At 68.0% G+C, this 23095-nt stretch carries 27 protein-coding genes; 12 read left to right on the top strand and 15 right to left on the bottom strand.

Annotation, left to right across the window (positions count from 1 at the left end):
• Positions 1-4: 4 nt before the first annotated feature.
• Entirely contained in the window at positions 5-709 is a 705-nt protein-coding gene (locus EAF64_RS03355) for a class I SAM-dependent methyltransferase (protein WP_129067543.1), read from the bottom strand.
• Positions 710-711: 2 nt separating this feature from the next.
• Complete coding sequence (locus EAF64_RS03350; RefSeq protein ID WP_129067542.1) at positions 712-2130, bottom strand: radical SAM protein; 1419 nt, start codon at positions 2128-2130, stop codon at positions 712-714.
• A gap of 133 nt (positions 2131-2263) precedes the next feature.
• Between EAF64_RS03350 and EAF64_RS03345 the strand changes: the two genes are divergently transcribed.
• Positions 2264-3025 carry a DUF547 domain-containing protein gene (locus EAF64_RS03345; protein ID WP_129067541.1) on the top strand — a complete coding sequence of 254 codons (762 nt, stop codon included), beginning with the start codon at positions 2264-2266 and terminating at the stop codon, positions 3023-3025.
• 79 nt (positions 3026-3104) lie between these two features.
• Here EAF64_RS03345 and EAF64_RS03340 read toward each other — a convergent pair whose 3' ends face one another.
• Genes EAF64_RS03340 through EAF64_RS03330 form a run of 3 tightly spaced genes read right to left on the bottom strand, consistent with a single transcriptional unit; the run spans position 3105 to position 4110 of the window.
• A complete protein-coding gene (locus tag EAF64_RS03340) occupies positions 3105-3356 on the bottom strand; it encodes a hypothetical protein (protein ID WP_129067540.1) in 252 nt (83 codons plus the stop codon).
• A 53-nt stretch (positions 3357-3409) separates the two neighbouring features.
• Positions 3410-3835: an LWR-salt protein gene (gene lwrS, locus EAF64_RS03335; protein ID WP_153188275.1), complete on the bottom strand. Its 426-nt coding sequence runs from the start codon at positions 3833-3835 to the stop codon at positions 3410-3412.
• On the bottom strand, positions 3832-4110 hold the full coding sequence (locus EAF64_RS03330; protein WP_129067539.1) for a 4a-hydroxytetrahydrobiopterin dehydratase: 279 nt from the start codon (positions 4108-4110) through the stop codon (positions 3832-3834). Before EAF64_RS03330 ends, lwrS begins: the two co-directional genes overlap by 4 nt.
• Before the next feature lie 83 nt (positions 4111-4193).
• Here EAF64_RS03330 and EAF64_RS03325 point away from each other — a divergent pair, with 83 nt between their 5' ends.
• A complete protein-coding gene (locus EAF64_RS03325; RefSeq protein ID WP_129067538.1) occupies positions 4194-5390 on the top strand; it encodes an MFS transporter in 1197 nt (398 codons plus the stop codon).
• A 3-nt stretch (positions 5391-5393) separates the two neighbouring features.
• On the opposite strand, the gene hemA is transcribed toward EAF64_RS03325, so the two are convergent.
• The 6 genes from hemA to EAF64_RS03295 all read right to left on the bottom strand — a co-directional run bounded on the left by hemA (position 5394) and on the right by EAF64_RS03295 (position 9456).
• Positions 5394-6725 (bottom strand): glutamyl-tRNA reductase, encoded by a 1332-nt coding sequence (gene hemA, locus EAF64_RS03320; protein WP_129067537.1) that lies wholly within the window; start codon positions 6723-6725, stop codon positions 5394-5396.
• Positions 6722-7369, bottom strand: coding sequence for a precorrin-2 dehydrogenase/sirohydrochlorin ferrochelatase family protein (locus tag EAF64_RS03315; RefSeq protein WP_129067536.1), 648 nt, complete (start codon positions 7367-7369; stop codon positions 6722-6724). Before EAF64_RS03315 ends, hemA begins: the two co-directional genes overlap by 4 nt.
• Positions 7370-7382: 13 nt before the next feature.
• Positions 7383-8456, bottom strand: coding sequence for a siroheme decarboxylase subunit beta (gene ahbB, locus EAF64_RS03310; RefSeq protein WP_129067535.1), 1074 nt, complete (start codon positions 8454-8456; stop codon positions 7383-7385).
• Between the two features lie 52 nt (positions 8457-8508).
• Complete coding sequence (locus EAF64_RS03305; RefSeq protein ID WP_129067534.1) at positions 8509-8922, bottom strand: DUF5778 family protein; 414 nt, start codon at positions 8920-8922, stop codon at positions 8509-8511.
• Between the two features lie 142 nt (positions 8923-9064).
• Positions 9065-9259 (bottom strand): cold-shock protein, encoded by a 195-nt coding sequence (locus EAF64_RS03300; RefSeq protein ID WP_092656603.1) that lies wholly within the window; start codon positions 9257-9259, stop codon positions 9065-9067.
• 2 nt (positions 9260-9261) lie between these two features.
• On the bottom strand, positions 9262-9456 hold the full coding sequence (locus EAF64_RS03295) for a cold-shock protein (protein WP_092691914.1): 195 nt from the start codon (positions 9454-9456) through the stop codon (positions 9262-9264).
• A 105-nt stretch (positions 9457-9561) separates the two neighbouring features.
• Between EAF64_RS03295 and uppS the strand changes: the two genes are divergently transcribed.
• Positions 9562-10500, top strand: a complete 939-nt coding sequence (uppS, locus tag EAF64_RS03290) for a polyprenyl diphosphate synthase (protein WP_129067533.1) — start codon at positions 9562-9564, stop codon at positions 10498-10500.
• Between the two features lie 22 nt (positions 10501-10522).
• On the opposite strand, the gene EAF64_RS03285 is transcribed toward uppS, so the two are convergent.
• Both EAF64_RS03285 and EAF64_RS03280 read right to left on the bottom strand, forming a co-directional pair.
• A complete protein-coding gene (locus tag EAF64_RS03285) occupies positions 10523-11131 on the bottom strand; it encodes an undecaprenyl diphosphate synthase family protein (RefSeq protein WP_129067532.1) in 609 nt (202 codons plus the stop codon).
• Between the two features lie 55 nt (positions 11132-11186).
• On the bottom strand, positions 11187-11726 hold the full coding sequence (locus EAF64_RS03280) for a hypothetical protein (RefSeq protein ID WP_129067531.1): 540 nt from the start codon (positions 11724-11726) through the stop codon (positions 11187-11189).
• A gap of 291 nt (positions 11727-12017) precedes the next feature.
• Between EAF64_RS03280 and EAF64_RS03275 the strand changes: the two genes are divergently transcribed.
• A complete protein-coding gene (locus EAF64_RS03275) occupies positions 12018-13409 on the top strand; it encodes a DUF92 domain-containing protein (protein WP_129067530.1) in 1392 nt (463 codons plus the stop codon).
• Positions 13406-13834 carry a GNAT family N-acetyltransferase gene (locus EAF64_RS03270; RefSeq protein ID WP_129067529.1) on the top strand — a complete coding sequence of 143 codons (429 nt, stop codon included), beginning with the start codon at positions 13406-13408 and terminating at the stop codon, positions 13832-13834. Before EAF64_RS03275 ends, EAF64_RS03270 begins: the two co-directional genes overlap by 4 nt.
• Here the strand turns inward: EAF64_RS03270 and dnaG are convergent.
• Entirely contained in the window at positions 13825-15168 is a 1344-nt protein-coding gene (gene dnaG / locus EAF64_RS03265) for a DNA primase DnaG (RefSeq protein WP_129067528.1), read from the bottom strand. The two genes, EAF64_RS03270 and dnaG, sit on opposite strands and share 10 nt — an antisense overlap.
• 188 nt (positions 15169-15356) lie before the next feature.
• On the opposite strand from dnaG, the gene EAF64_RS03260 reads away from it, so the two are divergent.
• The 3 genes from EAF64_RS03260 (at position 15357) to EAF64_RS03250 (ending at position 18530) form a co-directional block, all read left to right on the top strand.
• Positions 15357-15704: a tRNA-binding protein gene (locus tag EAF64_RS03260; protein ID WP_129067527.1), complete on the top strand. Its 348-nt coding sequence runs from the start codon at positions 15357-15359 to the stop codon at positions 15702-15704.
• An 82-nt stretch (positions 15705-15786) separates the two neighbouring features.
• Positions 15787-16710, top strand: a complete 924-nt coding sequence (locus tag EAF64_RS03255; protein ID WP_129067526.1) for an HFX_2341 family transcriptional regulator — start codon at positions 15787-15789, stop codon at positions 16708-16710.
• A gap of 131 nt (positions 16711-16841) precedes the next feature.
• Positions 16842-18530: an outer membrane protein assembly factor BamB family protein gene (locus EAF64_RS03250; RefSeq protein WP_129067525.1), complete on the top strand. Its 1689-nt coding sequence runs from the start codon at positions 16842-16844 to the stop codon at positions 18528-18530.
• Between the two features lie 6 nt (positions 18531-18536).
• Here the strand turns inward: EAF64_RS03250 and EAF64_RS03245 are convergent, their stop codons facing one another.
• The gene (locus EAF64_RS03245) at positions 18537-19301 is read right to left on the bottom strand and encodes a DUF1405 domain-containing protein (RefSeq protein WP_129067524.1); all 765 of its coding nucleotides are present in this window, start codon (positions 19299-19301) and stop codon (positions 18537-18539) included.
• 111 nt (positions 19302-19412) lie between these two features.
• Here EAF64_RS03245 and pdxS point away from each other — a divergent pair, with 111 nt between their 5' ends.
• The 4 genes from pdxS to EAF64_RS03225 form a co-directional block, all read left to right on the top strand.
• Entirely contained in the window at positions 19413-20321 is a 909-nt protein-coding gene (gene pdxS / locus EAF64_RS03240) for a pyridoxal 5'-phosphate synthase lyase subunit PdxS (protein WP_129067523.1), read from the top strand.
• A 6-nt stretch (positions 20322-20327) separates the two neighbouring features.
• Complete coding sequence (locus EAF64_RS03235) at positions 20328-20831, top strand: thiol-disulfide oxidoreductase DCC family protein (protein WP_129067522.1); 504 nt, start codon at positions 20328-20330, stop codon at positions 20829-20831.
• A gap of 76 nt (positions 20832-20907) precedes the next feature.
• On the top strand, positions 20908-22125 hold the full coding sequence (locus EAF64_RS03230; protein ID WP_129067521.1) for a mechanosensitive ion channel family protein: 1218 nt from the start codon (positions 20908-20910) through the stop codon (positions 22123-22125).
• A 156-nt stretch (positions 22126-22281) separates the two neighbouring features.
• On the top strand, positions 22282-23095 hold an 814-nt coding region (locus EAF64_RS03225), incomplete at its 3' end, for a hypothetical protein (RefSeq protein WP_193767556.1).

The following is a 23095-nucleotide window of genomic DNA, read 5'->3' as shown; positions in this document are numbered from 1 at the left end:
CCGCTCACTCCGCGGTCGCGACCAGCGAGACGTAGCTGACCCGACCGTCCTCGACGGCGGCTTCGAGATCCTCGATCCCCGCCAGGAGCCGGTCGCCGCGCGCGCCGAACAGCCCCAGCAGGCCCTCGTAGTCGACCGCGTCCGCGACCTGGTCGCGCATAGCGAGCAGGTCTTCGCGGTGATCGCGGACCTCACCGACGGCGAAGCCCGCCCCCTCGATCCGGTCGAGCAGTGCCGCCCGCTCGCGCTCGCCGGTGAGACAGAGCGCCTGCGCGACGGGCTCGGGGAGGTCGGGCACGTCGCCGTCGACCACGACGTCCGAGAGGGCGAGTCGGCCGTCCGGGCCGAGGACGCGCCGACTCTCCGCCAGCGCCGCGTCCAGATCGTCGGACAGACAGAGGACACACTCCGAGAGGACCACGTCCACGCCGTCCTCCCGGACCGGGAGTGTAGTCACGTCGCCCCGCACCGCGCCGTCCCCGCCCGGGTCGCGGTCCAGTCCGACCGCCCGTGCGCCGCGGTCGCGGGCCAGGTCGAGCGCCCCACCTGCACCACACCCCGCGTCGAGCAGTCGCGTGTTCGCGCCCACGTCGGCCCGGTCGAGCAATCGCCGGGTCGCGTCGGTCCCACCAGGGTGGAGGGGGTCCCCCAGCACGCGCCGGAGCGCACCCCAGGGGTTGGCCAGCGCGGCGTCGAGTGGATTCTGCACGGTCAGTCCCCCTCCTCGCGGACCGTCTCGCCATCGCCCCCGTCGGCGGCCGGCGGGTCGTCCACGTCGAGATCGGCGAGTTCCGGGGCCTCGACGGCCGGCCGACCGCCCCAGTCGTGACGATTCCGGAGCGCGTAGTCACCGTCCTCGGTCGTCATGTTGTAGCCACAGAACGGCACGAGGTCGCCGTCCGGCGTCGGGACGGAGATACAGCAGTTGTCTAGCCGCTCCACGTCGGCGGCGTCGGCGTCCATGAAGCCCGTGATCGAGACCGGCAGGACCCGATCGAGCAGGTCCGCCGCGCCTGCGGGGAGGTCCATCCCGCCACAACAGCCCGCCGCCGAACAGGCCCGCTCTCTCCCGGCGGTCGTGTTCGCCAGCAACTCCATCCAGTCGCCCTCGTCGACCAGTCCCGACAGCGAGTCGAAGGTGTCGTCGTCGAGAAACTGCGTCAGCGCCGTCGCACCGCCGTCGCCGTCGGGTTTGAGTGCCGTCGCGAGCTGGCAGTACGACGAACAGCAGGGGATCGGCAGGAGGTCCCGTGGGGCGAGCGCCTCGACCTGCGCCGCGAGCCGGCGCGCCACCTCGTCCAGCGGGAAACGGCCGTCGCTCTCGGCGTACCGGCCGAAGTGGGCCACCGGCTGGAAGTTGATCGACTGCACCACGTCGGCGTTCTCGATCCCGAACTCGACGATGTCGCCCATCTCGTCGTCGTTGGTCCCCGGAACGATAGTGGGTACCAGCACCACCGGCAGGTCCGCCTCTCGACAGGCTTCGACCGCATCGCGCTTTTCCGCCGCGATGTCGACCTCCCGGATCGCCTCGTAGGTCGCCGGTCGTAGACCGTCGAACTGCAAGTAGATCGCGGTGACACCCGCCGCCGCCAGCCGGTCGGCGTACCCCTCGACCGTCGCCAGTTTCAGCCCGTTCGTGTTCACCTGGACGTGCTCGAACCCCATCTCACGTGCGCGCTCGACGAGCTCCGGCAGGTCCTCCCGCACCGTCGGCTCCCCGCCCGAGAACTGGACGGGCCGTGGACCGCCCTCGGACTTGACGGTCTCCAGCAGATCGACGACCTCCGCGGTCGGGCGGTGGTTCCCGCCCGGACCGGAACTCGCGAAACAGTACGAACACGAGAGGTTGCAGTCCGACGTGACCTCGACCACTGCGAGGCAGGCGTGGTCGTTCTCGACGGTCAGGTCCACCTCGTCGGCGTCGGTCGAGAAGTCCGGACCGAACTCGCCGGCCCACTCCCAGTGGTCGCGCGAGCCCCAGACCTGCCGGCTGGTGGTTCCGTGGTCCGGACACGTCCGCGTCAGATGCACCCCGTCGCCCCGGTCCTCGTAGGTCCCGGGCACCCGTTCGAGACACCTCGGACAGAGACTCGTCGTCTCCGCGAGCGTCGTCGGCTCGTTTGCCATAGCCCCTCTAGCGACGAAGACATGTTAACGATGTGGGCGCTGTGTGCCGTGACTGCAGATCCGTCGACGGGCGTGTGCGCGACCGGTACCGGACCGCACAACGCTTTTTGACGTCCGAGCCTCCCGTCCTTCCATGAGCGACAGGGCGACCCCGCTGGGTGCGGAGACGACGGTCCACGAGCGAGCGGACGACCTCGACCCGACCGACTGCGCCCGCGAACTCCTCGCGGCCGTCCGGACCGGCGACTCGCCCGACCCCTACCTGGAGCGACTGGCTCAGTACGACGAGACCGCCCTCGAGCCGCTCCGGTCCGATCCGGCCCTGGCCCTGGCCTTCTGGTCGAACTGTTACAACGCGGGCACCCAGCTTCTGCTCTCGCGCCGGCCCGAACTGTACGAGAATCAGTTGCGCTTTTTCCGCTTTTTCGGGGCGACCGCCCTCACCGTCGCCGGGGCGGATCTGAGTCTGGACGCCATCGAGCACGGCATCGTCCGTGGCACCCGCACGAAGTACGGACTGGGCTACCTCCCCCAGGTCCTGGCCGGCCGCTTCGAGCGCCGGTACTCCCTCTCCGACCCCGACCCGCGAGTCCACTTCGCCCTCAACTGCGGGGCGACCAGTTGCCCCGCGATCCGGGTCTACGACGCCGACCGCATCGACGAGCAACTCGACCAGGCGACCCGCGCGTACCTCGATGCCACCGTCGACTACGACCCCGACGCCGGCGTCGTGACGGTCCCGAAACTGTTCCTCTGGTATCGCGGCGACTTCGGCGGCGGTTCGGGCATCCGGAACCTGCTCCGCGAGTACGGCGCGATCCCCGGCGATGCGAGCCCGCGCCTGCGCCACCGCGACTGGGACTGGTCGCTCGCACCTGGAAAGTTCGCGGAGTGAGGGCCGCTCGCTGCCGCTCGGCATCTTCCTCGTGGCTCCCACCGCTCGCACGCCCAGGGACGTCCGTCTGTCGTCCTCCCTATCCCTCGTCCACGCCCACGTCGACACCCACGTCGACGTCCACGTCGCTCAGCCCGTCCGAGAGTCCGTCGAGGCCGCCACCGCCGTCCTCGCTCTCGGTCTCGACGGCGTCGACCCAGGCCACGAGCGCCGCCTGCACTGCCTCGGACCGCCCGTCGTACCCACCGGCCGCACCCGCCTCGTCGACCGCCGCCAGCAACGCCGTCGGTAGTTCGATTTCGATCGCCGTGCTGTCGTCGTACTCGATCATACTTTCGACAACTGAACGACGAAAGAAAGGCGTGCTGGTTCGACAGTCCTCGGTCAGGCGTCGTCGACCACGCGGATCGACGACCCGAGATACTTCGAGAGGACCTCGGCGGTGCTGTCGGCGTTGAACAGATTCAGGTTCGCGTCGATCTCGGCTTTCAGCGCCGACAGGTACGCCTCGTCGGTCCGGAGTTCGCGGAAGTCGACCGACAGCACCGTGACGCCCAGAGCGTCCTCGGTGAGGTCCCGGAGGTAGTCCGGATCGTTCAATTCCCCGCGCCAGCAGTTGTCCCGGAAGAACAGCCACCCGTCCTCCCCGGGCGGGTCGGCCTCGCGGTGGAGTTTCGTCTCGAACTCGGCGGGTTCGGCCCGCAGGCCTGCTGGGGCCGGTTCGAGCCGGAACCGACAGCCAAGAACGTACTCCGCGTGACTCGTCGGGCTGTTGCCGCCGTCACCAGCACCGTCACCGGGCGTCGTCACTCGTACACGTCGTCGAACCGCTGGGCGAGGTCGATGTCTTTCTCGGTGATGCCGCCGGCGTCGTGGGTGGTCAGCCGGACCTCGACCTCGCCCCAGGTGATCGTGATCTCGGGGTGGTGCCAGGCGTCCTCGGCGATGCCGCCGATACCCGACGCGAACCCGACGCCGGGGAGGTAGGAATCGAACTCGTAGGTTCGGACGATCTCGTCGCCGTCCCGGTCCCACTCGTCGGGGAGTTGCACGTCGATCTCGGAGTCGCTGAGCAGCTCTGCCATGTCTCCGTACACGGTCGCGAGGGGAATAAATCTCGGGCTCCCGGCATCGAAATCCCTTCCTCACCCGCGCTCGAAGCCCGAGTGTGACGACTCGTTCGGCTCGCACCGCCCTGGCGACCGTCGTGTTCGCCGTCCTGCTGGCCCAGGTGCTGCTCTACCCTGGCATCGACACCCTGGTGACGGCCCTGGGTGCCGACACGACCCTGGACGCGAGCATGTGGTTCCTCGCCGCCGAGTTCGGCGCGTTCGTTCTCTTCGCCGGCCTCTGGGGCGCGGCCAGCGACGCCGCCGGCCGCCGGGTCCCGTTCATCGTCGCCGGCGCACTCGCGGGCGCGGCCGGCTACGCACTGCTGGCCGGGCTCCCGCAGGTACTCGACATCCCCTTCCTCGCCGTACTGGTTCTACGCACCCTGCAGGGCGCCGCGACCATCGGCGCGTTCTCCCTGTCGATCACGATGTTGATGGACCTCGAAGGCGGGCACGGCCGGAACATGGGTGCGGCCGGCATCGCCATCGGCGGCGGGACGGCCTTGGGCGCACCGCTTGGCGGGCAACTGTACGAGGTCAGCCCGTTCGCGCCACTGGTCGCCGCCAGCGCCCTGCTGGTCGTCGTCGGCCTCCTCGCATCGCGGGTCACCGACCGGGCCCCCGCCGACGACCGGGGCCGGTTCGGTGCGGTCCGTGAGACGATCCGGGAGACACCTGCCATCCTCGTCCCCTGCGCGTTCGGTTTCGTCGACCGACTCACCGCGGGCTTTTTCGCCCTCGTGGGAACCCTCTACTTCCGGGAGGTGTTCGAACTCTCACCCGGCAGCACGGGCCTGATGCTCGCGCTGTTTTTCGCCCCGTTCGCGCTCTTCCAGTACCCATTCGGGGTTCTCTCGGACCGCATCGGGCGCACCGTTCCCGTCCTCGTGGGGTCGACGCTGTACGGCATCGTCGTGATCGGCGTCGGACTCGCACCCACGGTGGCACTCGCCGGGGCGGCGATGGTCGCCGTCGGCGTCATCGGCGCGCTGATGGCCCCGGCGACGATGGCGCTGGTCACCGACCTGGCCGCCGACGAGCAACGTGGCGTGGCGATGGCCGCGTTCAACGCCGTCGGGAGTCTCGGCTTCCTGGCCGGCGTCCTCGTCGGCGGGACCGTCGCCGACCAGTACGGCTACGTCGCCGCCTTCCTCACAGTGGGCGGGCTGGAAGTCGCCGTCGCGACGCTGGCGGTGCCGGCCTTTCTCAAACTGGGCATCCCGGGCATCGCGACGCGAGCCCGCGAGTCGTGAGAATCAGTCGTCCAGCTGGTTGAGGACCGCCTGTGGCATCTCCGCTTTCATGTCCTCAGGGATGTCCTCGGGGTCCATGCTGGAGACGAACTCCGGCACGTCCGACCCGAATTCGGGGTCGAACAGCTGGAGCGCGGTGTTGATCGTCGTCCAGTCGTCCTCTTCGGCCGCGTCGCGCAGGCTCTGTGTCGGCGGCGCGAGCAACTGCCCGACGAGCGCGTCGGCCATCGACTCGACGACTTCCTTCTCCTCGTCGTCCAGATCGAGCTTCTCCAGCGCTGTCGAGAGTTCGCGAGCCTTCATGCGCTCCGCGCTCTCGTACATCCCCGCGATCACCTGATCGGCCCGTTTGCGCTTGTACTGGGTCAACAGGTGCTCGAACTCCTCGTCGACGAGCTGTTCGACCTTCTCGGCGGCCGACTCCCGGCGCTTCCGGGAGGCCGTGGTCACCGACTCCAGCGCGTCCATGTCTTTGACCGTCACGGCGTCGAGGTCGTCGGCCGCCGGCGGTACGTCGCGGGGCTGAGCGAGGTCGATCACGAAGGTGTCACCGGCGCGGTCCATGGTGTCGAACGTGACGACGTGTTCGGGACTCCCCGTCGCCGTGATGACCAGGTCCGCTCGCTCGATGGCCGTCGAGACACCGTTGAGGCCGAGTGCGTCACCCTCGACGTCGAGTCGGCCCACCAGGTGTTCGGCGTGGGGGACGGTTCGATTGGCCACGAGGACGCGCTCGACGACCCCATCGAGGGCCTTGGCGACGAGCGAACCCATCTCGCCCGCGCCGACGACCAGTGCCGTCGCGCACTCGAGGTCGCGCTCCCGGTCGGCGAGGTCGACGGCCGCACTGCCCAGCGAGACCGTCCCCTCGTTGATGGCGGTCTCGGTCCGGGCGCGCTCCCCCACGTGAATCGCCTTGGTCACGCCGTTTTCCAGCACCGGCCCCATCGCCCCGACGCCGCGTGAGTCCTCGTAGGCGTCTCTGACCTGGCCGAGGATCTGGTCCTCGCCCAGAACGATGGACTCCAGGCCGGCCGCCACGCGCAGGAGGTGGCGCAGGCTCTCCTCGTGCCCCATCTCGACGACGGCGCCGTCGGGTACGTCCGCGCGGTACCGCTCCAGGGCGGCCCGCCCGACCGACGCCTCGGGGGCGACGACGTAGGCCTCCGCGCGATTACAGGTCTGGAGGACGTACGCCTCTTCGACGCCTGGCTGATCGAGCAGTGACTCGACGGCCCGACGCTGGTTCTCGGTACAGGCCGCCTCGATGTCGTCGACGCTAGCCTGTCCGTGGGCGATGCTGACACCCGCGATCACGCCGGCTCCGTTTATCACTGTAAATCACCCGTCACGTCCGCGATCACGTCCTCGGCCACTTGCCGAGGCTTTGTCCTGCCACTATCTAAATGCTTCCAAACACGCCCGGATCGCACGACCGCCCGGATCGCATCCCGACGCCGCCCCGGATCGACCTCGTCGGCCTGCATCTCCGCCCGTAACTCCCCCGTCAGCCGCGCCATCTCGCCGGCCCCGTCGATGTCGTCCTCGATCCGCTGGCGCAGGTACCGACTCAACGCCGGACTCGTCCCGCCCGTCGAGATCGCGACCGTCACCGGCCCGTCCCGAACTGTGGCCGGGACGACGACGCTCTCGGGATCGCGCTCGCCGTGTTCGTCCGTCCGGTTGATCAGCGCGCCCGCCTCCCGCGCCGCGTCCTCGATGGCCGCGTTCAGGTCGCCGTCGTCGGTCGCGGCCACCACTAGCGCGGGATCGGTATCGTCGATCCACTCCCCGACCGCGTCGGCGTCCGGCGCGGCACGGATTCGCTCGGCCCCGCCGAACTCCACGTCCGCGAACGTCGGGCTGACGACGAGCACGTCGGCCTCGCGGGCGAACCGCCGTGCCTTCCGCGCGCCGACCGACCCGCCGCCGAACACGAGGACCGTCGCGCCCGTGAAGTCGTGAAGCAAGGGAATCATCTGTCCCTGCGCATCAGTCGTCGGCCTCCTCCGGTTCGACCGTGTTGGCCTTCGCACGCTCGTCCATCCGGATCCCCGTCTTCTTGAGGATCCGGGTGGAGAACAGCGTGTCCCAGTCCGCGTCGGCCACGTCCCAGAACTCGGTCATCTTCTCGCGGACCTGCTCGACGCGCTCGGCGCTCTCTGCTTCACTTCGGCCGTGTGTCATCGCGAAGAAGTTGTACGGCCAGACGCCCTCGTGCCGGGGCCGCTCGTAGCAGTGCGTGACGAAGTCGAGCGACGCGACGGCGGGGCCGACCTCGTCGACGACCTCGTCGGGCACGTCCCAGACCGTCATGCCGTTTTCCGTGTAGCCCAGCGCGTAGTGGTTCGGGATCACGCCCACACGTCGGACCTTCCCCTCCTGGTTAAACCGCTTGATCGTCGAGAGCACCCACTCGACGTCCTCGCCCACCGCCTCGGCGACGTCGTGATACGGCGTCGGCGAGATCGGGAGCCCGTCCTGAATCTCGAGGACGAGATCCAGTTCGGCTGGCGTCAGCGAGGTCCGGTCGGTCGGGGTCACCTCGGGGCCCAGGTCCGAGAGGTCCACGTCGCCTTCGGGGATCGGGCCGTCGAGCAGGAACTTCGCCTCCACCCGGAACTCCTGCTGTTTGGGCAGGTTGTAGGTCTCCTGGCCCGTATCCGCCTCGATGGCCGACAGCGTCTCCTCGACCTCGTCGGTGTCCGGGACGCTGACGACGAACCACATGTTGAGGTGCGGGTGCTCGCGCTCGTAGTTGTGTGCCACCGCGTCGTAGGAATTGACCTGCTCGGCTACCTCGTCGTACCGCTCCTCGGGGGCGTGCATGGCGACGAGCGTGGCCGCGCCGCCGATCTCTTCGGCGTTGATCAGCGCGCCGAATCGGGTCAGAACACCCTCGTCGTCGAGGTCCCTGAGCCGCTCGAAGAGGTCGTCGGCGTCGACGTCGACGCCCCGATCCTGGAGCGCCGCGGCCGCCGGCTCGAAGGGCCTTTCGACGACCGGGAACCCGCCCTGGAAGGCGTTGACGATCGCCCGGTCGACCCGCGAGAGGTCTTCGCTCATACACGGATCTCGGGGTCGGGGCGGCATAAATCCGCGCTTGTCCGGCCGCGAGTTAGCCCGATTCCGCCACCGGTTCGACCGTGTAGCCGTCCTCGCGGACCGCCTCGACCAGCCGGTCCTGATCGACGTCGGCCTCGTAGTAGAAGACGATCTTGAACTCCTCTTCCCGGAGCAGTTGCTGGCACTCCCAGACGAACTCGTCGCCGTCCAGCGTGCGCCCCTGGTGCTGGTTCAGCCCGAACTCGGGGTCGTCGTTGCCCGAGTAGACGTAGGTGTCCTTGGGATCCTGTTCCGCGTGTTCGGCGATCAGTTCGCCGATCTCGATGGTCGCCTCGTGGAGTGTAGCCTCGTCGTCGCTACCCAGTTCCGTGTGGACGATGATCCCCACGAGTTCGATCTCGCCGGGTTCGAGGAGTGCTTCCGCTCGCTGGTAGAGGTCCGGATCGATAGGGTCCTGCGTGTCCATTGTTCGTTGCTGGCCGGCCCGTCCCCATACCTCTCACGGTCTCGGGCTGGCCGCGGGGGTCGTGCCGCCGGCAGTGCCACTGCTCGAACGTTTGCGTCTCGGGGCCAGCGGCCCCGCACAGTACCGCGACTGACGTGCCCGGTTACAGGCGGGTGAGGTTCTCGGCGCGCGGGCCCTTGTCGGCCTGCACGATGTCGAACTCCACTTCCTGCCCTTCCTCGAGGTCGGGGCCGCCGACGTCTTCCATGTGGAAGAAGACGTCCTCGTCCGCGTCCTCGGTGTCGATGAAGCCGTAGCCGCCCGTGTCGTTGAAGAAGTCGACTGTGCCTTCCGCCATGGTTACAGTCGCTCCAGGTTCTCCGCACGCGGGCCCTTGTCGGCCTGCACGATGTCGAACTCGACCTCCTGCCCTTCCTCGAGGTCGGGGCCGCCGACGTCTTCCATGTGGAAGAAGACGTCCTCGTCCGCGTCTTCGGTATCGATGAATCCGTAACCGCCAGTGTCGTTGAAGAAATCAACCGTACCGGTCGCCATTGCAACTACTCAGAGGACGTCACTATATTAAAAGCCTGCGGGTCACCCCACCCCATACCGCCGGGGAGGACAAGATACTTATCACGGGGTGAGAATTTTCCTACAATGTTCGCGTGGGTGCGCCAGCAGGCGCTGTCGGGGTACGAACGGTTGCTGCGGTGGGAGCTATCGGGGATGCCCGATCACGTCGCCGTCATCCAGGACGGGAACCGTCGCTACGCCCGGAACAATGGTGAAGGGGCCACGGAGGGTCACCGCGCCGGGGCCGAGACGACCGAGGCCATGCTCAACTGGTGTGACGAATTCGGTATCCAGGAGCTGACGCTCTACACCTTCTCGACGGAGAACTTCGACCGCCCGGTCAACCAGCGGGAGGCCCTCTTCGACCTGATCGAGGAGAAACTCTACGAGTTCGCCGACGCCGACCGCGTCCACGAGGGTGAAGTGCGGATTCGGGCGATCGGCGAGACCCAGGACCTCCCGGGGCGGGTCCGCACCGCCATCCAGTACGCCGAGGGCCGTACCCGAGACTACGACGAACTCCAGTTGAACATCGCGCTGGCCTACGGCGGCCGCGCGGAACTGCTCGGGGCCGCCCGCGACGTGGCCCGTGACGTGGTCTACGGCGACCTCGATCCCGAGGAAATCGACGCCGAGACCGTCGAAGATCGCCTCTACGAAGGCCCGTCCCGGGACGTCGACCTCATCCTCCGGACCGGCGGGGCCGAACGCACCAGCAACTTCCTGCCCTGGCACGCCAACGGCAACGAGGCCGCCGTCTTCTTCTGTACCCCCTACTGGCCCGAGTTCCGTAAAGTCGACTTCCTCAGGGCGATCCGCACCTACGAGTCCCGCGAGGAGTCCTGGCGGACTGCCCGGGCCAAACGCGCCCTCGCGCTGGTCCGGGCGATGGGGAGCGCCGAACTCGAGGAGGCCCGGTCGATCCTCGGGCGGTTCCGCGACGCACTGCCCAGTAGCGAGCGCGAACGACTGGACGAAGAGGACATCGAGGCCGAGTTCGAGGCCGAACCAGCGGCCGATTGACGGATCGGATCGTTCCCTGCAGTCACTGTCCGAACCGCCGCTGCCGGTCCTGAAAATCCCGGATCGCCCGGAGGTACTCGCGTTTCCGGAAGTCCCGCCAGTTCACGTCGGTGAAGTACAGCTCCGAGTAGACGGACTGCCAGATCATGAAGTCAGAGAGTCGCTCGGCTCCGGTCTTGATGACGAGGTCGGGATCGGTCGGGAAGACAAGCCGGTCCTCGATGTCCTCCTCGTCGATTTCGCCGGGGGTCAACTCGCCCACCTCGACTTCCTCGGCGACGCTCTGCACGGCGGCGGCGAACTCGTGTTTCCCACCGAGACCGATGCTCACCTGGATGGGGGCATCGGCCCGGCGATCGTCGTCGGGGCCGCGGACGGCCATCTCGCGGGGCGCGTCAACGTCTTCGAGCGCGCGTCGGAGGGTCGGCACGGCCTCCGCGTCGAGAACGGAGACGTAGACCATCACCCGCTCGGCCCCGTACTCGACGGCCCAGTCGAAGAACGACTCCAGGGTGTCGTACGCGCCCTGTTCCAGCAGGTCGCGCTCGGTGATGACGACGGCGACGTTGTCCGGCGTCGCCTCGTCGGCCCACTGGGTTCGGACCGCGAGGTACTGATCGTAGATGCCCACAGATTGGATTTCCCGTCACGGAGTATGAAGGTCACGGGTCGGTGCGCGGTCGCGGTCACTCGCCGGGCGGGCTACAGCCCAGTTGCGTCTTGAGCCCGGACAGCGTTACGTTCCCGTCAGGGAGGGCCCGGACACCGAACGTGTGGTCGTTGCAGTCGAACGTGTCCCGTCCGAGCGGGAGCGAATGTGTCGTCGCGTTCGTCTTCACCGTCAGCGCGTACCGGCCCGAGCGCATCACGTCGAACTCGACCGCCTCGTCGGCCGGTACCGCCACCCGGCGATAGAGCGTCTCGTTGGTGGGGAGATACGTCAACTCAATTCGGATCGACCGGTTCCGCGGCGCGTCGTTCCAGACGACCACAGCCACGCTCCCCTCGAAATCGTGCTGGGTCCCGACGGTGACGACTTCGACGGTACCGTTGACCTCGGGAATCGACCGGAACATAGGGAGGTCGAACGGGTCGTCGCTTCCGTTCGCGACCGAGACGGTCGGTGCCTGGGCGGGCGTCGTCGTCGCTGTGGGCGCCACTGGTCCGCCGCCGGTGTGACAGCCGGCCAGGACGAGCAGGCAGGCGAGGAGGGCGATTCGGCGCACGGTCGTCGATCCTGTAGCCTGCGGTAACTGTCTTGTCGGTACCCGGCGAGTTCGCCCGTCGCGTAGCGGGCTGCTGGTGCGGTGGCGGTAGCGGGACGGTGGTGTGGAGGGTCGTTGCGGTAGCGGTGTGGTCGCGGTCGAGCACCAGCACAGCAACGGATCGCGCTACCGCGCGATCCGCCTTTTTTGATCCAGATTTTTTGGTGGGGGTCGAGCGCTCGCCGCAGGCGAGCGCGAGGCCCCCACGAAAAAAGGTGGTTGTTAAGTGCGTCTCGGGAAAACGGGCGGCACGTGACGACGACAGTCCGGCGAGCGGGGGCGTTCGCGCTGGTCGGGACGGGTGGCCTGCTCGTCCCGGCCGTCAGCCGGGTGACTCCACAGCTGGTCGCCGCCGTCGCCGGAACGGTGCCGTTCACCGACCGGCTCACGTCGCAGGCGGTCGCCACCGTCGCCGGGACACTCCCGTTCATCGCGATTGCCGTGTTGGCCCTCTATTACGTCGAGGAGGGATTCGTGTTCGAGTTGTTCGCCCGGCCGGGCGACCGCGAGGACGGTCGCCTCTACGGGCTGGCGGGCTTCTCGCTCGCCATCGCGGGGCTGGCACTGCTGGCCCTGCAGTTCGCGCTTCCGATGACGGTCTTTTCGACGGCGGTGTTCATCCTCTCGTACGGGAACCTCGCGGAACACCTCGTCAGGGCGTGGCGGTCGGAACCGGCGGTCGCGACAGCGGGATTCGTCGCCGGTGGCTCGGTGCTGGGATTCGGCGCGGGGCTGGCGACGGTGGCGCTGACGCCCGAGTCCGTCCTGCCGGCCACGCTCGCCTTCTTTGCGGTCAGCGGAGCGTTGTTGGCGTCGCTGTTGCGGGCGGTCCTGTTCGCCCGTGACGATCCGCTGGTGATGCTCTCCGTCGCACTCCTGCTGTGGCTGTTCGCGGACCTCGGAGTCGCCGTCTCGCCCGTCCGCGTCGCGGTCGCGCTCGCGGTGACGGTCGGCTTCGGCTACGTCTCCTACTGGCTGGACGCGGCCTCCATCGCGGGGATGGTCACCGGTGTCCTGCTGGGGCTGTTGACCATCGTCCTCGGGGGGTACGGCTGGTTCGCCATGCTCATCACCTTCTTCGGCGTCGGCGCGCTCTCGACGAAGTTCCGCTACGACGAGAAACAGGATCGGGGGATCGCACAGGAGAACGAGGGGGTCCGCGGGAGCGGGAACGTGCTGGCCAACTCCCTGATGGCGCTGGTCGCGGTCGTCGGGTTCGCGGCGAGTCCGACCCACGTGCCCGTCTCGCCCGACGTGTTCCTCTTCGCCTTCGCCGGGGCCGTCGCCGCGGCGATGAGCGACACACTCTCCAGCGAGATCGGCGGGCTGTTCGACCAGCCGCGGCTCATCACGACCTTCGAGCGCGTCGCGCCGGGTACCGACGGGGCCGTGACCTGGCAGGGCGAACTCGCCGGGATCGCGGGCGCGGGGCTGATCGCCGCCATCGCGGTGGCCTTCGAGTCGGTCCAGCCGCTGGGCGCGCTGGTGATCGTCGGCGCGGGCGTCCTCGGGATGACTGCCGACAGCCTCCTCGGGGCGACCGTCGAGGGTCGGTACTTCGGGAACCAGGTCGTCAACTTCCTCGCGACGGGCGTCGCCGCTGTCGCGGGTGGTGTCGTCGCGCTGGCGCTCGGCGCACTATGATCCGCCCGGCCCGACCGGCCGATCTGGGCCGACTGCGCGCCATCCAGCTGGCGTCGCTGGCCGAACCCTGGGACGGCCTGCTCGAACCTGCCATCGACGGGCCGCCGGTGGTGCTGGTCGTCGCCGACGAGGCCGACGAACCGATCGGGTACGCCGTCGCCATCCCGCAGGACACCGTGGCGTATCTCGCGGAGCTGGCGGTCGCGGCCGGCCACCGCGGCGAGGGCCGTGGCTCGCGACTGCTGACGGCGCTGTGTGATCGGCTCACAGCGGACGGCTTCGAGCGGCTGGAACTCACGGTCCGTGCCGACGACGAGCGGGCGCGAGGCTTCTACGATTCCAACGGCTTCGCCGAGCAGGAGCGACTCCCGGATCACTACGAGGACGGAGCCGGGCTCCTGCTGGCCCGGCCGCTTCAGAACTGATCGGCCGTCCGGATGCGGACGCCCGTCGGTTGTTTGACGAACTCCCCGGTCGAGTGCGGGACGATCTGTTCGACGCCGCGCTGGGCGGCCACGTCGAGCACCCGCTGGTCGAGCTCACCGTCGAGGACGACCGTCGTCGGCGTCACGTCGGCGTCGGCGACGGCGTCGAACGCCTCGCTCGCGGGGGCCGACGCGAACTCCCGGAACTCACCGTCCAGCAAGACCACAGTGCCGCTATTGGCGTCGACGACCGCCTGCACGTGGCCCGCCAGCGTCTCCGGGTCGGCCGGCGCGTCCGTCGCGCTCTCGTCGTCAGTCGACTCGTCGGCGGCATCGGTGGTCGCCGCCGTGTCGTCGTCGGTGGTGTCTTCGATCGTGTCGGCCTCGGTGGTCGCGTCCTCGGCACTCCGGTCGGCAGATGCGGTGTCGGCCGTCTCCGGTGTCGCGGTCGACTGGGGGTCGTCGGTCGCCTCCGGCGGTGCCGGGCGGGCGCTCCCGTCGGTCGCGGCGACGGTCTCGTGGGGCGAACTCGCACCCGCGACGGACTCCATCGGGACCTTCTCCCGGAGTGCGGCCATCACTTCGTCGCGCGCCAGGTCCTCGACGGACCGGTGTTCCGGGGCGAAGGCGGCGTAGTCAACGTCGCCGACCTGCTGGAGTTCCTTGAGGATCAGGTCGCCTCCGCGGTCGCCGTCGAGGAAGGCAGTCACCGTCCGCTCGCGCGTGAGGTCGGCGACCGGCTGTGGCACGTCCGTGCCTTCGACGGCGACGGCGTTCTTGATGCCGTACTTCAGCAACTGGAGCACGTCGGCCCGGCCCTCCACGACGATGATGGCGTCGCTGTCGCTGACGCGGGGGCCGGCCGGCAGTCCCTCGTACTCGGTGATGTCCTCGACCCGGACTGCCTGCCGGACCTCCTCGATGAGGTCGGCGCTCCGGGCGACTTCGCCCTCGAATTCGGCGAGCAGATCGGTCGCTCGCTTGACGATCTCCCGGCGTTTGGCCGCGCGCACGTCCTCCAGTTTGGTCACCTGGAAGTCCGCCCGACACGGGCCGACGCGGTCGATGGTCTCCAGGGCGGCCGCCAGGATGGCGGTCTCGACCTTGTCGAGGCCGCTGGCGATGGTCGCCTCGCCGTACGAACGGCCGCCCTCCGACTGGATTTCCACGTCGATCCGGCCGACCTTCGAGGACTCCTGGAGCGCCCGGAGGTCGAGTTCGCTGCCGAGCAATCCCTCTGTCTGCCCGAACACCGCGCCGACGACGTCACTCCGCTCTACCACCCCGTCGGCGACGACGTCCGCGTGAATCAAGTATTTCGCTGAATCCTGCATAGCTGGTGAACTGCCCCGGCTGGGGGCGATGCTGTGAACTGCGTGATGATGATGTCTCCATGAACGCACCCATGGATACAGGTGAACGTAGCGGCCTTGCCGTCATATACCTACCGTCGTGACACGTGGCCAGCAGGTCCGAGCGCGGCGACGAAACGCACTTCACCCGTCCCTGCGGTGGGTGAGCCATGGGTATCGACGAAGCCGACATCGACCCCGAACGGTTTCTCGACGACGTGGAGATGCGGATCGGAACCATCCGCTCGGCCGACCCGTTCCCGGAAGCCCGCAAGGACGTGTACAAACTCGCCGTCGACTTCGGCTCGGAAACCCGCCAGTCCGTGGCCGGTCTGACCGACAACTACGACCCCGAGGAACTGGAGGGTCGGCAGGTCCTCGCAGTGGTCAACCTCGGCACCGTAAACATCGCCGGGTTCGAGAGCCAGTGTCTCGTCACCGGCGTCGACGACGCCGAGGGTGACGTCGTCCACCTCCAGCCCGAGCGTGAGGTGCCCGACGGGACGCGACTGTACTGAGCGGCCTGTCCGGTGAGGTGAGGTCGTGGGCGACCGATAGCAGGTCGAATCATTAACACCCGGCCGACGAGTACGGGCGGGCATGCAGACTCACATCGTGCCGGTCGGCTTCGACTACGACCGGCTGATCGCGCCGCTGGTGCGCGAGCGGCTCGACGTCGACCGGGTGGTCCTGCTGGAGGGGGCCGTGGGGAGCGAGGCCAACGTCGAGTACTCCCGCAACCTCGCGGAGAAACTGGAGAAAGACTTCACGAACCTGCTGGGGGCGGGGACCGAGCGCATCGTCGTCGAGGACGTCTACGACTACGACGAAGCGTTCGAGCAGGCCTACAGCCTCATCATGGCCGAACTCGACCGCGGGCGGGACAGCGACGGCGAGGACGGCGAGGGTAGCGAGGTCTGGGTCAACATCTCCGCGATGCCCCGCACCGTCTCCTTTGCCTTCGCCACCGCAGCCCACTCCATCATGGTCGAGCGCCAGGAGGACCGCGACCGCATCCACACCTACTACACGGTCCCCGAGAAGTACCTCGAGACCGAACTCGCCGAGGAACTCCGCCGGCAGATCGACCTGCTCTCGGACCTGCGCGAGGACGTGGACGACGACCGGGTGACCGATCGACTGGAGAGCGCCCGCAACCTCCTGGACGAGTTCGACGAGCGCGGGACCACCATCGGCGCGAAAGAGATCGACGGCAGCCACGTCGTCGAACTCCCCGTGGCCTCCTTCTCGAACGTCAAACCCTTCGAGGAGATCATCCTCTTCACCCTCGGGGAACACGGCGAGTTCGAGTCCGTCTCCGAACTGGCCCAGGAACTCTCCCGGGAACTCGGCGAGGAGTACACCGACAGTTTCCGGTCGAAAGTGATCTACAACGTGGACCGACTGGGACCGGGCGGGAAAGGCTACATCGAGCAGGAGGAACACGGCAAGTCCTACCGGACCAGACTGTCCCGGATCGGGGAGTTGTGGGTGCGGGCGCACGCGGATCGAGACGAGGAGTAAATCCCGTCAGCCGGACGGGTTCACAGCTGGCTTCACGGACGCCTGTCCGGCGGTATTGCCGACACAGTCTCTGCGAGTTCGCGTCCGAAACGACACCAAGATTCAATCTGCCGACGTGAGTACGCCGGCGCGTGGAACGACCCACTCGGCGATCGGTGCTGTCGGCGATGGGCGGATTCGGTACCGCGGCCGCCATCGGGTCGCGCTGGAGTCGACGGTCGCTTCAGGCTGGTGGCGAACGGTGGACACAGTACGGATACGACGACGGGAACACGGGACACGCACCGGACAACACCGGTCCGGACGAAGCGATCGGCGAGGCGTGGCGCTTCGAAACCGGCGGCCCGGTACGGAACCAGATCGCTGTGGTCGACGGACGGGTCTATTCCGGGAGCGCCGACGGATCGGTATACGCGCTGGACGACAGCGACGGCACCGAGCGCTGGCGAACGAGGACCGGCGCCGCGGTCCAGTGCGCCCCTGTCGTCGACGGTGGGACCGTCTATATCGGGAACGGGGCCGGAAACGTCTTCGCGCTGAACGCAGCTGACGGGAGCGAGGAGTGGGTGTACGAGACGAACGGCCGGGTCGCGACGAGCCTGACGGTCACTGACGGAACGGTATACGCGCCGGTTAACGACGGTGAAGCGGACCGATCGTTCGCCGCCATCGACGCCGAGTCCGGCAGCGAACGCTGGTCGGTCGGTGGGTTCGGAACCGCGACCGCTGGGGCGGTCGTCGACGGAACGGCGTACGTCGGAACCGGATCCCAGGACTTGCGTGCCTACGACGCAGGAAACGGGCGGGAGCGCTGGCGATTCGATGCCGAATACTTCGTGTTCACGCCGCCAGTCGTCACCGACGGCGTCGTGTACGCCGGGAGCAACGACGACGCGGGCACCTTCTACGCGGTCGATGCGACCGACGGGAGTGAGCGGTGGCGCTACGAGACGGGTCGGATCGCGAGCGTGCACACACTCGCCGTCGCGAACCGGACAGTGTTCGTCTGTAACGACGAGACCCTGGACGCACTGGCCGCCGCGGACGGGAGCAAACGCTGGTCCGTATCGGCCAGCTATCCGCGGGCGCCGACTGTCGCAGACGGCACGGTGTACGTCCTTACACCCGAAGTCGTCGCGGTCGACGTGGCGACCGGCACCGTCGCGTGGCGGAGCGGGCGCGCCAGTAGTCTCCTGTCTCCGCCTACGATCGTCGATGGGTCCGTATACGCCGGCAACGCGGACGGGACGGTGTATCGACTCGCTGCGACTGCCGCGACCGGGCGCCCGGATGAGGGCGGTACTGGCCCGTCGGGGACAGCACCTAGCGGCCAAGACGGAACGAGTACCCGAACCGAACTCGCGGCGGACCCCACGAGTGAGGCGACGCAGGTCGGCGACAGAACGGGAGGGTCAGAAACGGTGCCCGGGAGCGGGGAAACAGGTACGACTGACGGTGAGAGCGACGTGCCCTACGGCCTCCTCGGCGCGCTGGTGGCGTCCGGAGTCGGGGTCGGGATCGGTGCCTACTGGCTTCGGGATGGCGAGGCGGAAGCCGGTATCAGGATTCGGAACGAAGACGACGACGCGCTGGCCTGCAAACTCAAGTGCCGGACCAGCGACGGAACAGTGTTCGAGGGCGGTACGCGTCTCGACGGTGACGAGACACGGACACTGCGGACCGCTGTACCCGACGAACGCTTCGAGATCGCCGTCGCGGTCGGAGGCGGTCAGACGACCACCGAAATCCTCGATCCGGAGACGGTGACGGCTGTCACGATCACCGTGGGACCGGCGACAGCCGAGATAACCGCCGAGTGATCGCGTTCACTCGGCCGTCGCCAGTTCGGCCTTCTTCGCCCGCGTCGCGGTCGCGAGGAAGACCGCCAGGATGGTCAACACGACAGCACCGGCGGCGGCCTGATTGTGGGCGGGAAGCGAGTGGTCGAAGCCGACGACGGTTTGTTCGGCGCGCAGGAGGGTGTGATGGGGATCACCGATCAGGGGAACGAAGTAGTCCACCACGTCGTTGAGGGTGTACCAGACCGTGGCGACGGCGATGGCCCAGATGGGGAAGCGGCTGTAGCGGTGGATCAGGAAGGCTTCGACGGCCATCAGGGCATGACTCCAGATCAGGAAGTGGTACATCAGCGGGTTCAGGTCGCCGAGGCCGTTGACTAGGAGCTGGACGTACGGCGTCCAGAGGCCGAGTTTGATACAGCCGAAGAAAGCCAGGACGTGAATCCACTCCGCCTGCCAGTCGAGTCGCCAGGCGATCAGCGAGAGACCGATGAAGCCGGTCGCGACGGGGCTGTCGGGGACGAAGATCCACATCTCGGGGGCGGTCATGGCGAACTGCACGTCGACGATCGGAGCCGAGAACGGCTGGATGCCGTAGTACCAGAAGCCGAAGGCGGTGCCCAGCAGGTTGACGATGGCGATGGGCCAGGCCAGTCGCAGGGCGGCGTCTTCCATCCACGCGGGCAGGGGCGCGACGTACCGCGGCAGGGCCTCACGGTCGGGGAGGGGGGCGTCGAAGTAGCGGGCGATGAACCCCTCCAGCCGGCGACCGAGCCTGGTGACGACGGACATGCGGGGACCCAGGGCCGAGGGTGGCAAAACGGTATCGGAGGCCGGCGTGGTCGCAGTTCCGTTTTTCCGGAAAGGACACGGGTTAAGTGCGTGAAAACCCTAGCAGGTCGTATGTCAGAGGCGACTGATCTGGAGGAGCTCCGTCGCGGGACCGAGTTGGTCAAGCGCGGGTTCGCGAAGATGCAGAAAGGCGGCGTCATCATGGACGTCGTCGACCGCCAGCAGGCCCGCATCGCCGAGGATGTCGGTGCCGTGGCGGTGATGAACCTCGAAGCCGTGCCGGCAGACATCCGCAAGCGCGGCGGGGTCGCCCGGATGGCCGATCCAGCCTCGCTCGAGGCCATCATCGACGAGGTCTCGATCCCGGTGATGGGGAAATCCCGCATCGGCCACACCAAGGAGGCACAGATCCTCGAGGCCGTGGGCGCGGACATGATCGACGAGAGCGAGGTGCTGACACCGGCCGACGACCGCTACCACATCGACAAGCGCGAGTTCACCTCGCCGTTCGTCTGTGGCGCGCGCAACCTCCAGGAGGCGCTCAGGCGCATCCACGAGGGCGCGGCCATGATCCGCACCAAGGGCGAGGCCGGTACCGGCGACGTGAACCAGGCCGTCCACCACCAGCGCAACATCAAGAGTTCCATCCGCAAACTGAAGGGGATGACCCACGAGGAGCGCGAAAAGTGGGCCCGCGAACACGAGGCACCCATCGACCTGGTCCACGAGACCGCCGAGATGGGGCGGCTCCCCGTGGTCAACTTCGCGGCCGGCGGCATCGCGACACCCGCCGACGCCGCCCTGATGATGCACCACGGCTGTGACGGCATCTTCGTCGGCTCGGGTATCTTCGGCGCGGAGGACCCCGAGGCGATGGGTACGGCCGTCGTCGAAGCGGTCAACAACTGGGACGACCCGGAAAAGCTGGCCGACATCTCCTCGAACATCGGCTCGGGGATGAAAGGCGACGCCAACGCCGACCTGCCCGAGGAGGAGAAACTGCAGGGTCGGGGCGTCTGATCGGTCATGAGTGGCGACGCAGACGAACAGCGGGACGCGTCCGGGAACGGCGGCGGGAGTGGCGACGACGACCGCGACCCCGCCGAGATCGCCGACGGGATCCAGCGCCCGGTCCTCCTGTTCGACGGCGTCTGCAATCTCTGTAACCGGTCGCTCAGGCTCCTCGTGAAGTTCGACGACGCGGGTCGCTTTCGGTTCGCCCCGCTCCAGTCGCCGGTCGGGCGGGAACTGCTGACCCGGCACGGACTCGAACCCGACTACTTCGACTCCATCGTCCTGATCGACGGCGAGGACCACTACACGAAATCCGAGGCGGCGCTCCGGGTCTGTCGCGAACTCGACGGCCCGCTCCCGCTCCTGTACGCGCTGACCGCCGTCCCCGAGGGCGTCAGAGACCGCGTCTACGACTTCGTCGGCGACCACCGGTACCAGGTGTTCGGCAAGAAAGAGGAGTGTCCCGTCCCCGACGCGGAACTGCGACGGCGGTTCCTCGAACGCTCGCTCGACTGAGCGAGCGTGTCATTGCCTTTCGGACCGCGATACACACGGGCTGCTTTTCCGTTTCCGTCGCCGTACGCAGTGACTAGTGCCCGCGAATCTCTCGTTCGTCGCCCAGTTCGGGTCCGTACTCGGCCGCCTGTCGTCGACCGAGGGGCGGCTCCTCGCCAGCGTCGGCCTCGCGCTCGCGGCCATCACGCTCGCCGCGCTGGTCGTCCCGCTCTTGCTCCGGCAGGGCAGGCGACTCGTCGCCAGGCGGTACCTCGGCGGGACCATCGACGACTTCGTCGGGCAGGTCAACGACCGGTTCCCGGTGACGACGCCGGTCGTCCTCCTACTCCGGTCGCTCCAGGTCGGCATCTCTCTCGTCACTGGGCTGACGCTCCTGGTGATCTGGGACCAGCAGTGGCTCATCGCACAGGCCTACGCGCTCGTGCAGTTCTCGCTGGCCGACGTCCTCGCCTGGGTGTTCACCGGCGTGCTGGTAGTCGGTGCCTACGTCGGCATGGGCCTGCTCGAAGACGCCGTGGCCGCGTTCAGCCGGGAGGCCGACCGGATGACCGCCCATCAGGAACAGATCGTCACCCGGGTCGGTCAGATCGGCCTGCTCGTGGTCGTCGCGTTCGTCTTGCTCGGGTTCTGGGGCGTGGATCTCGGTGGCCTGCTGGTCGGGGCGGGCTTCCTGGGCATCGTCGTCGGGCTGGCCGCCCGGCAGACGCTGGGCTCGCTGATCGCGGGCTTCGTGTTGATGTTCTCTCGACCGTTCGAGATCGGCGACTGGGTCGAGGTCGGCGACGAGGAGGGCGTCGTCACCGACATCACGATCATCAACACGCGCCTGGAGAACTTCGACGGGGAGTTCGTCGTCATCCCGAACGACCGGGTAGCCGACCGGGCCATCACCAACCGGAGTCAGAAGGGCCGCCTCCGCCTGCGTGTCGACGTGGGCATCGACTACGACGCGGACCCGGCGGCCGCCGCCGAGGTCGCGACCGCGGCCATCGAGACCGTCGATCACGTGGAGGAGACGCCCAAGCCACACGTCTTCCCCCGGGAGTTCGGTGACTCGGCCGTCGTCCTCGAGATGCGGTTCTGGATCGAACACCCCACACCGCCCAAGCGCTGGCGCACCCAGGCCCGGGTCGTCGAACGGGTCAAGGCGGCCTTCGGCCGCGAGGGAATCGGGATTCCCTTCCCACAGCGGGAACTCTCGGGCCGGGCCGAGACCGGTGGCGTCCGGGTGGACGACGAACGGAGCGAGCCGGTTCGGACGGACGGCGCCGACCGAGACGGAACCCATAACTGACCCGTCGACCGGCGGACACGTCACCGGAATTTCGGTATCCGCGGCTTTCCCGCGACGGCTTAAACTGCCGGTCAATAGGTGCAGAATACTTTTTATCCCGACTACGGAATGAACTGTCCAGAGAGCCGCACAACCTGGGGGTTTGCGGGGCACATTATGAGTACGAAAATCACCTCGACGTTTGGGCGGGACGAGCAAGTTGCAGCGGTGATCGGTGCACTGGTCGCTGCGATCCCGGCGGGGCTGTTGATCCAGTTCCTGCCGGGGCCGGAGGGGAGCAAGACCCAGGGATTCGAGTACTTCGCCTGGCTGGTCGGTGGGAGTGGGCTCACCACCGGGTGGCTGGTCTGGATCGGAACCTGCGTGGTGTTCGCGCTGATCTTCGGCGTCTTCCTCTCGCGGACCGTGCACAACTTCACGAACACGATCATCATGATGTCCCGGAACATCGGGGCGCTCCAGAAGATCCTCGTGCCGTTGCTGGAACGATCCGCGCTCGGCGTCGCCGCCGGCGGATTCGGCCTGCTCTACGGGCACATCCTCGCGTACGGTTTCTTCGGCTACGTGATGCCGATCGTGTTGCCGATCCTGGGCTACAACGCGGGGCTCCCGCCGCTGGCCGACTTCTCGGTGATCTTCGCGTACCTGCTGTACGGGCAATTGATGGGCACGGTCTACGGCGTCCTGCTCGAAGCCCACTGGTTCAAGCCTGCCCGGACCACGGACGAACAGAACGCGGCGCTCGTGGGCGCCGTCGGCGGCGGCGTCGCCGGCGTAGCTGTCCTCTCGCTGCTCGGCGGTAGCGGGGCACTCGCCGAGATCGCCGCGCTGGTCGGGAGTCGGTCCCCGCAGTTCGGAGCGGCGCTGTTCGTCGTCGCTGGCCTCGTGTTCGGCCTGCTGTTCGCCGCCGTCCTCTCGCGGACGATCAACGACTTCACGAACACGGTGATCATGTTCTCGCGGCGGTCGA

It is taken from the genome of Halorientalis pallida, assembly GCF_004118325.1.
In the GTDB taxonomy this organism is placed as follows: Archaea; Halobacteriota; Halobacteria; order Halobacteriales; family Haloarculaceae; genus Halorientalis; species Halorientalis pallida.
Note: the sequence above shows the minus strand (reverse complement) of the source record. Positions and strands in the feature narration are given on the sequence as shown.

Bases quoted from the DNA above. Each gene is read 5' to 3' on its own strand.
- EAF64_RS03270 (WP_129067529.1), top strand. From the start codon at position 13,406: ATGATCCGCCCGGCCCGACCGGCCGATCTGGGCCGACTGCGCGCCATC.
- EAF64_RS03330 (WP_129067539.1), bottom strand. From the start codon at position 4,110: ATGGCAGAGCTGCTCAGCGACTCCGAGATCGACGTGCAACTCCCCGAC.
- EAF64_RS03235 (WP_129067522.1), top strand. From the start codon at position 20,328: ATGAGTGGCGACGCAGACGAACAGCGGGACGCGTCCGGGAACGGCGGC.
- EAF64_RS03295 (WP_092691914.1), bottom strand. From the start codon at position 9,456: ATGGCGACCGGTACGGTTGATTTCTTCAACGACACTGGCGGTTACGGA.
- EAF64_RS03340 (WP_129067540.1), bottom strand. From the start codon at position 3,356: ATGATCGAGTACGACGACAGCACGGCGATCGAAATCGAACTACCGACG.
- ahbB (WP_129067535.1), bottom strand. From the start codon at position 8,456: ATGAGCGAAGACCTCTCGCGGGTCGACCGGGCGATCGTCAACGCCTTC.
- EAF64_RS03300 (WP_092656603.1), bottom strand. From the start codon at position 9,259: ATGGCGGAAGGCACAGTCGACTTCTTCAACGACACGGGCGGCTACGGC.
- EAF64_RS03255 (WP_129067526.1), top strand. From the start codon at position 15,787: ATGCAGACTCACATCGTGCCGGTCGGCTTCGACTACGACCGGCTGATC.
- pdxS (WP_129067523.1), top strand. From the start codon at position 19,413: ATGTCAGAGGCGACTGATCTGGAGGAGCTCCGTCGCGGGACCGAGTTG.
- EAF64_RS03315 (WP_129067536.1), bottom strand. From the start codon at position 7,369: ATGATTCCCTTGCTTCACGACTTCACGGGCGCGACGGTCCTCGTGTTC.
- uppS (WP_129067533.1), top strand. From the start codon at position 9,562: ATGTTCGCGTGGGTGCGCCAGCAGGCGCTGTCGGGGTACGAACGGTTG.
- EAF64_RS03350 (WP_129067542.1), bottom strand. From the start codon at position 2,130: ATGGCAAACGAGCCGACGACGCTCGCGGAGACGACGAGTCTCTGTCCG.
- EAF64_RS03345 (WP_129067541.1), top strand. From the start codon at position 2,264: ATGAGCGACAGGGCGACCCCGCTGGGTGCGGAGACGACGGTCCACGAG.
- EAF64_RS03260 (WP_129067527.1), top strand. From the start codon at position 15,357: ATGGGTATCGACGAAGCCGACATCGACCCCGAACGGTTTCTCGACGAC.
- EAF64_RS03305 (WP_129067534.1), bottom strand. From the start codon at position 8,922: ATGGACACGCAGGACCCTATCGATCCGGACCTCTACCAGCGAGCGGAA.
- dnaG (WP_129067528.1), bottom strand. From the start codon at position 15,168: ATGCAGGATTCAGCGAAATACTTGATTCACGCGGACGTCGTCGCCGAC.
- EAF64_RS03245 (WP_129067524.1), bottom strand. From the start codon at position 19,301: ATGTCCGTCGTCACCAGGCTCGGTCGCCGGCTGGAGGGGTTCATCGCC.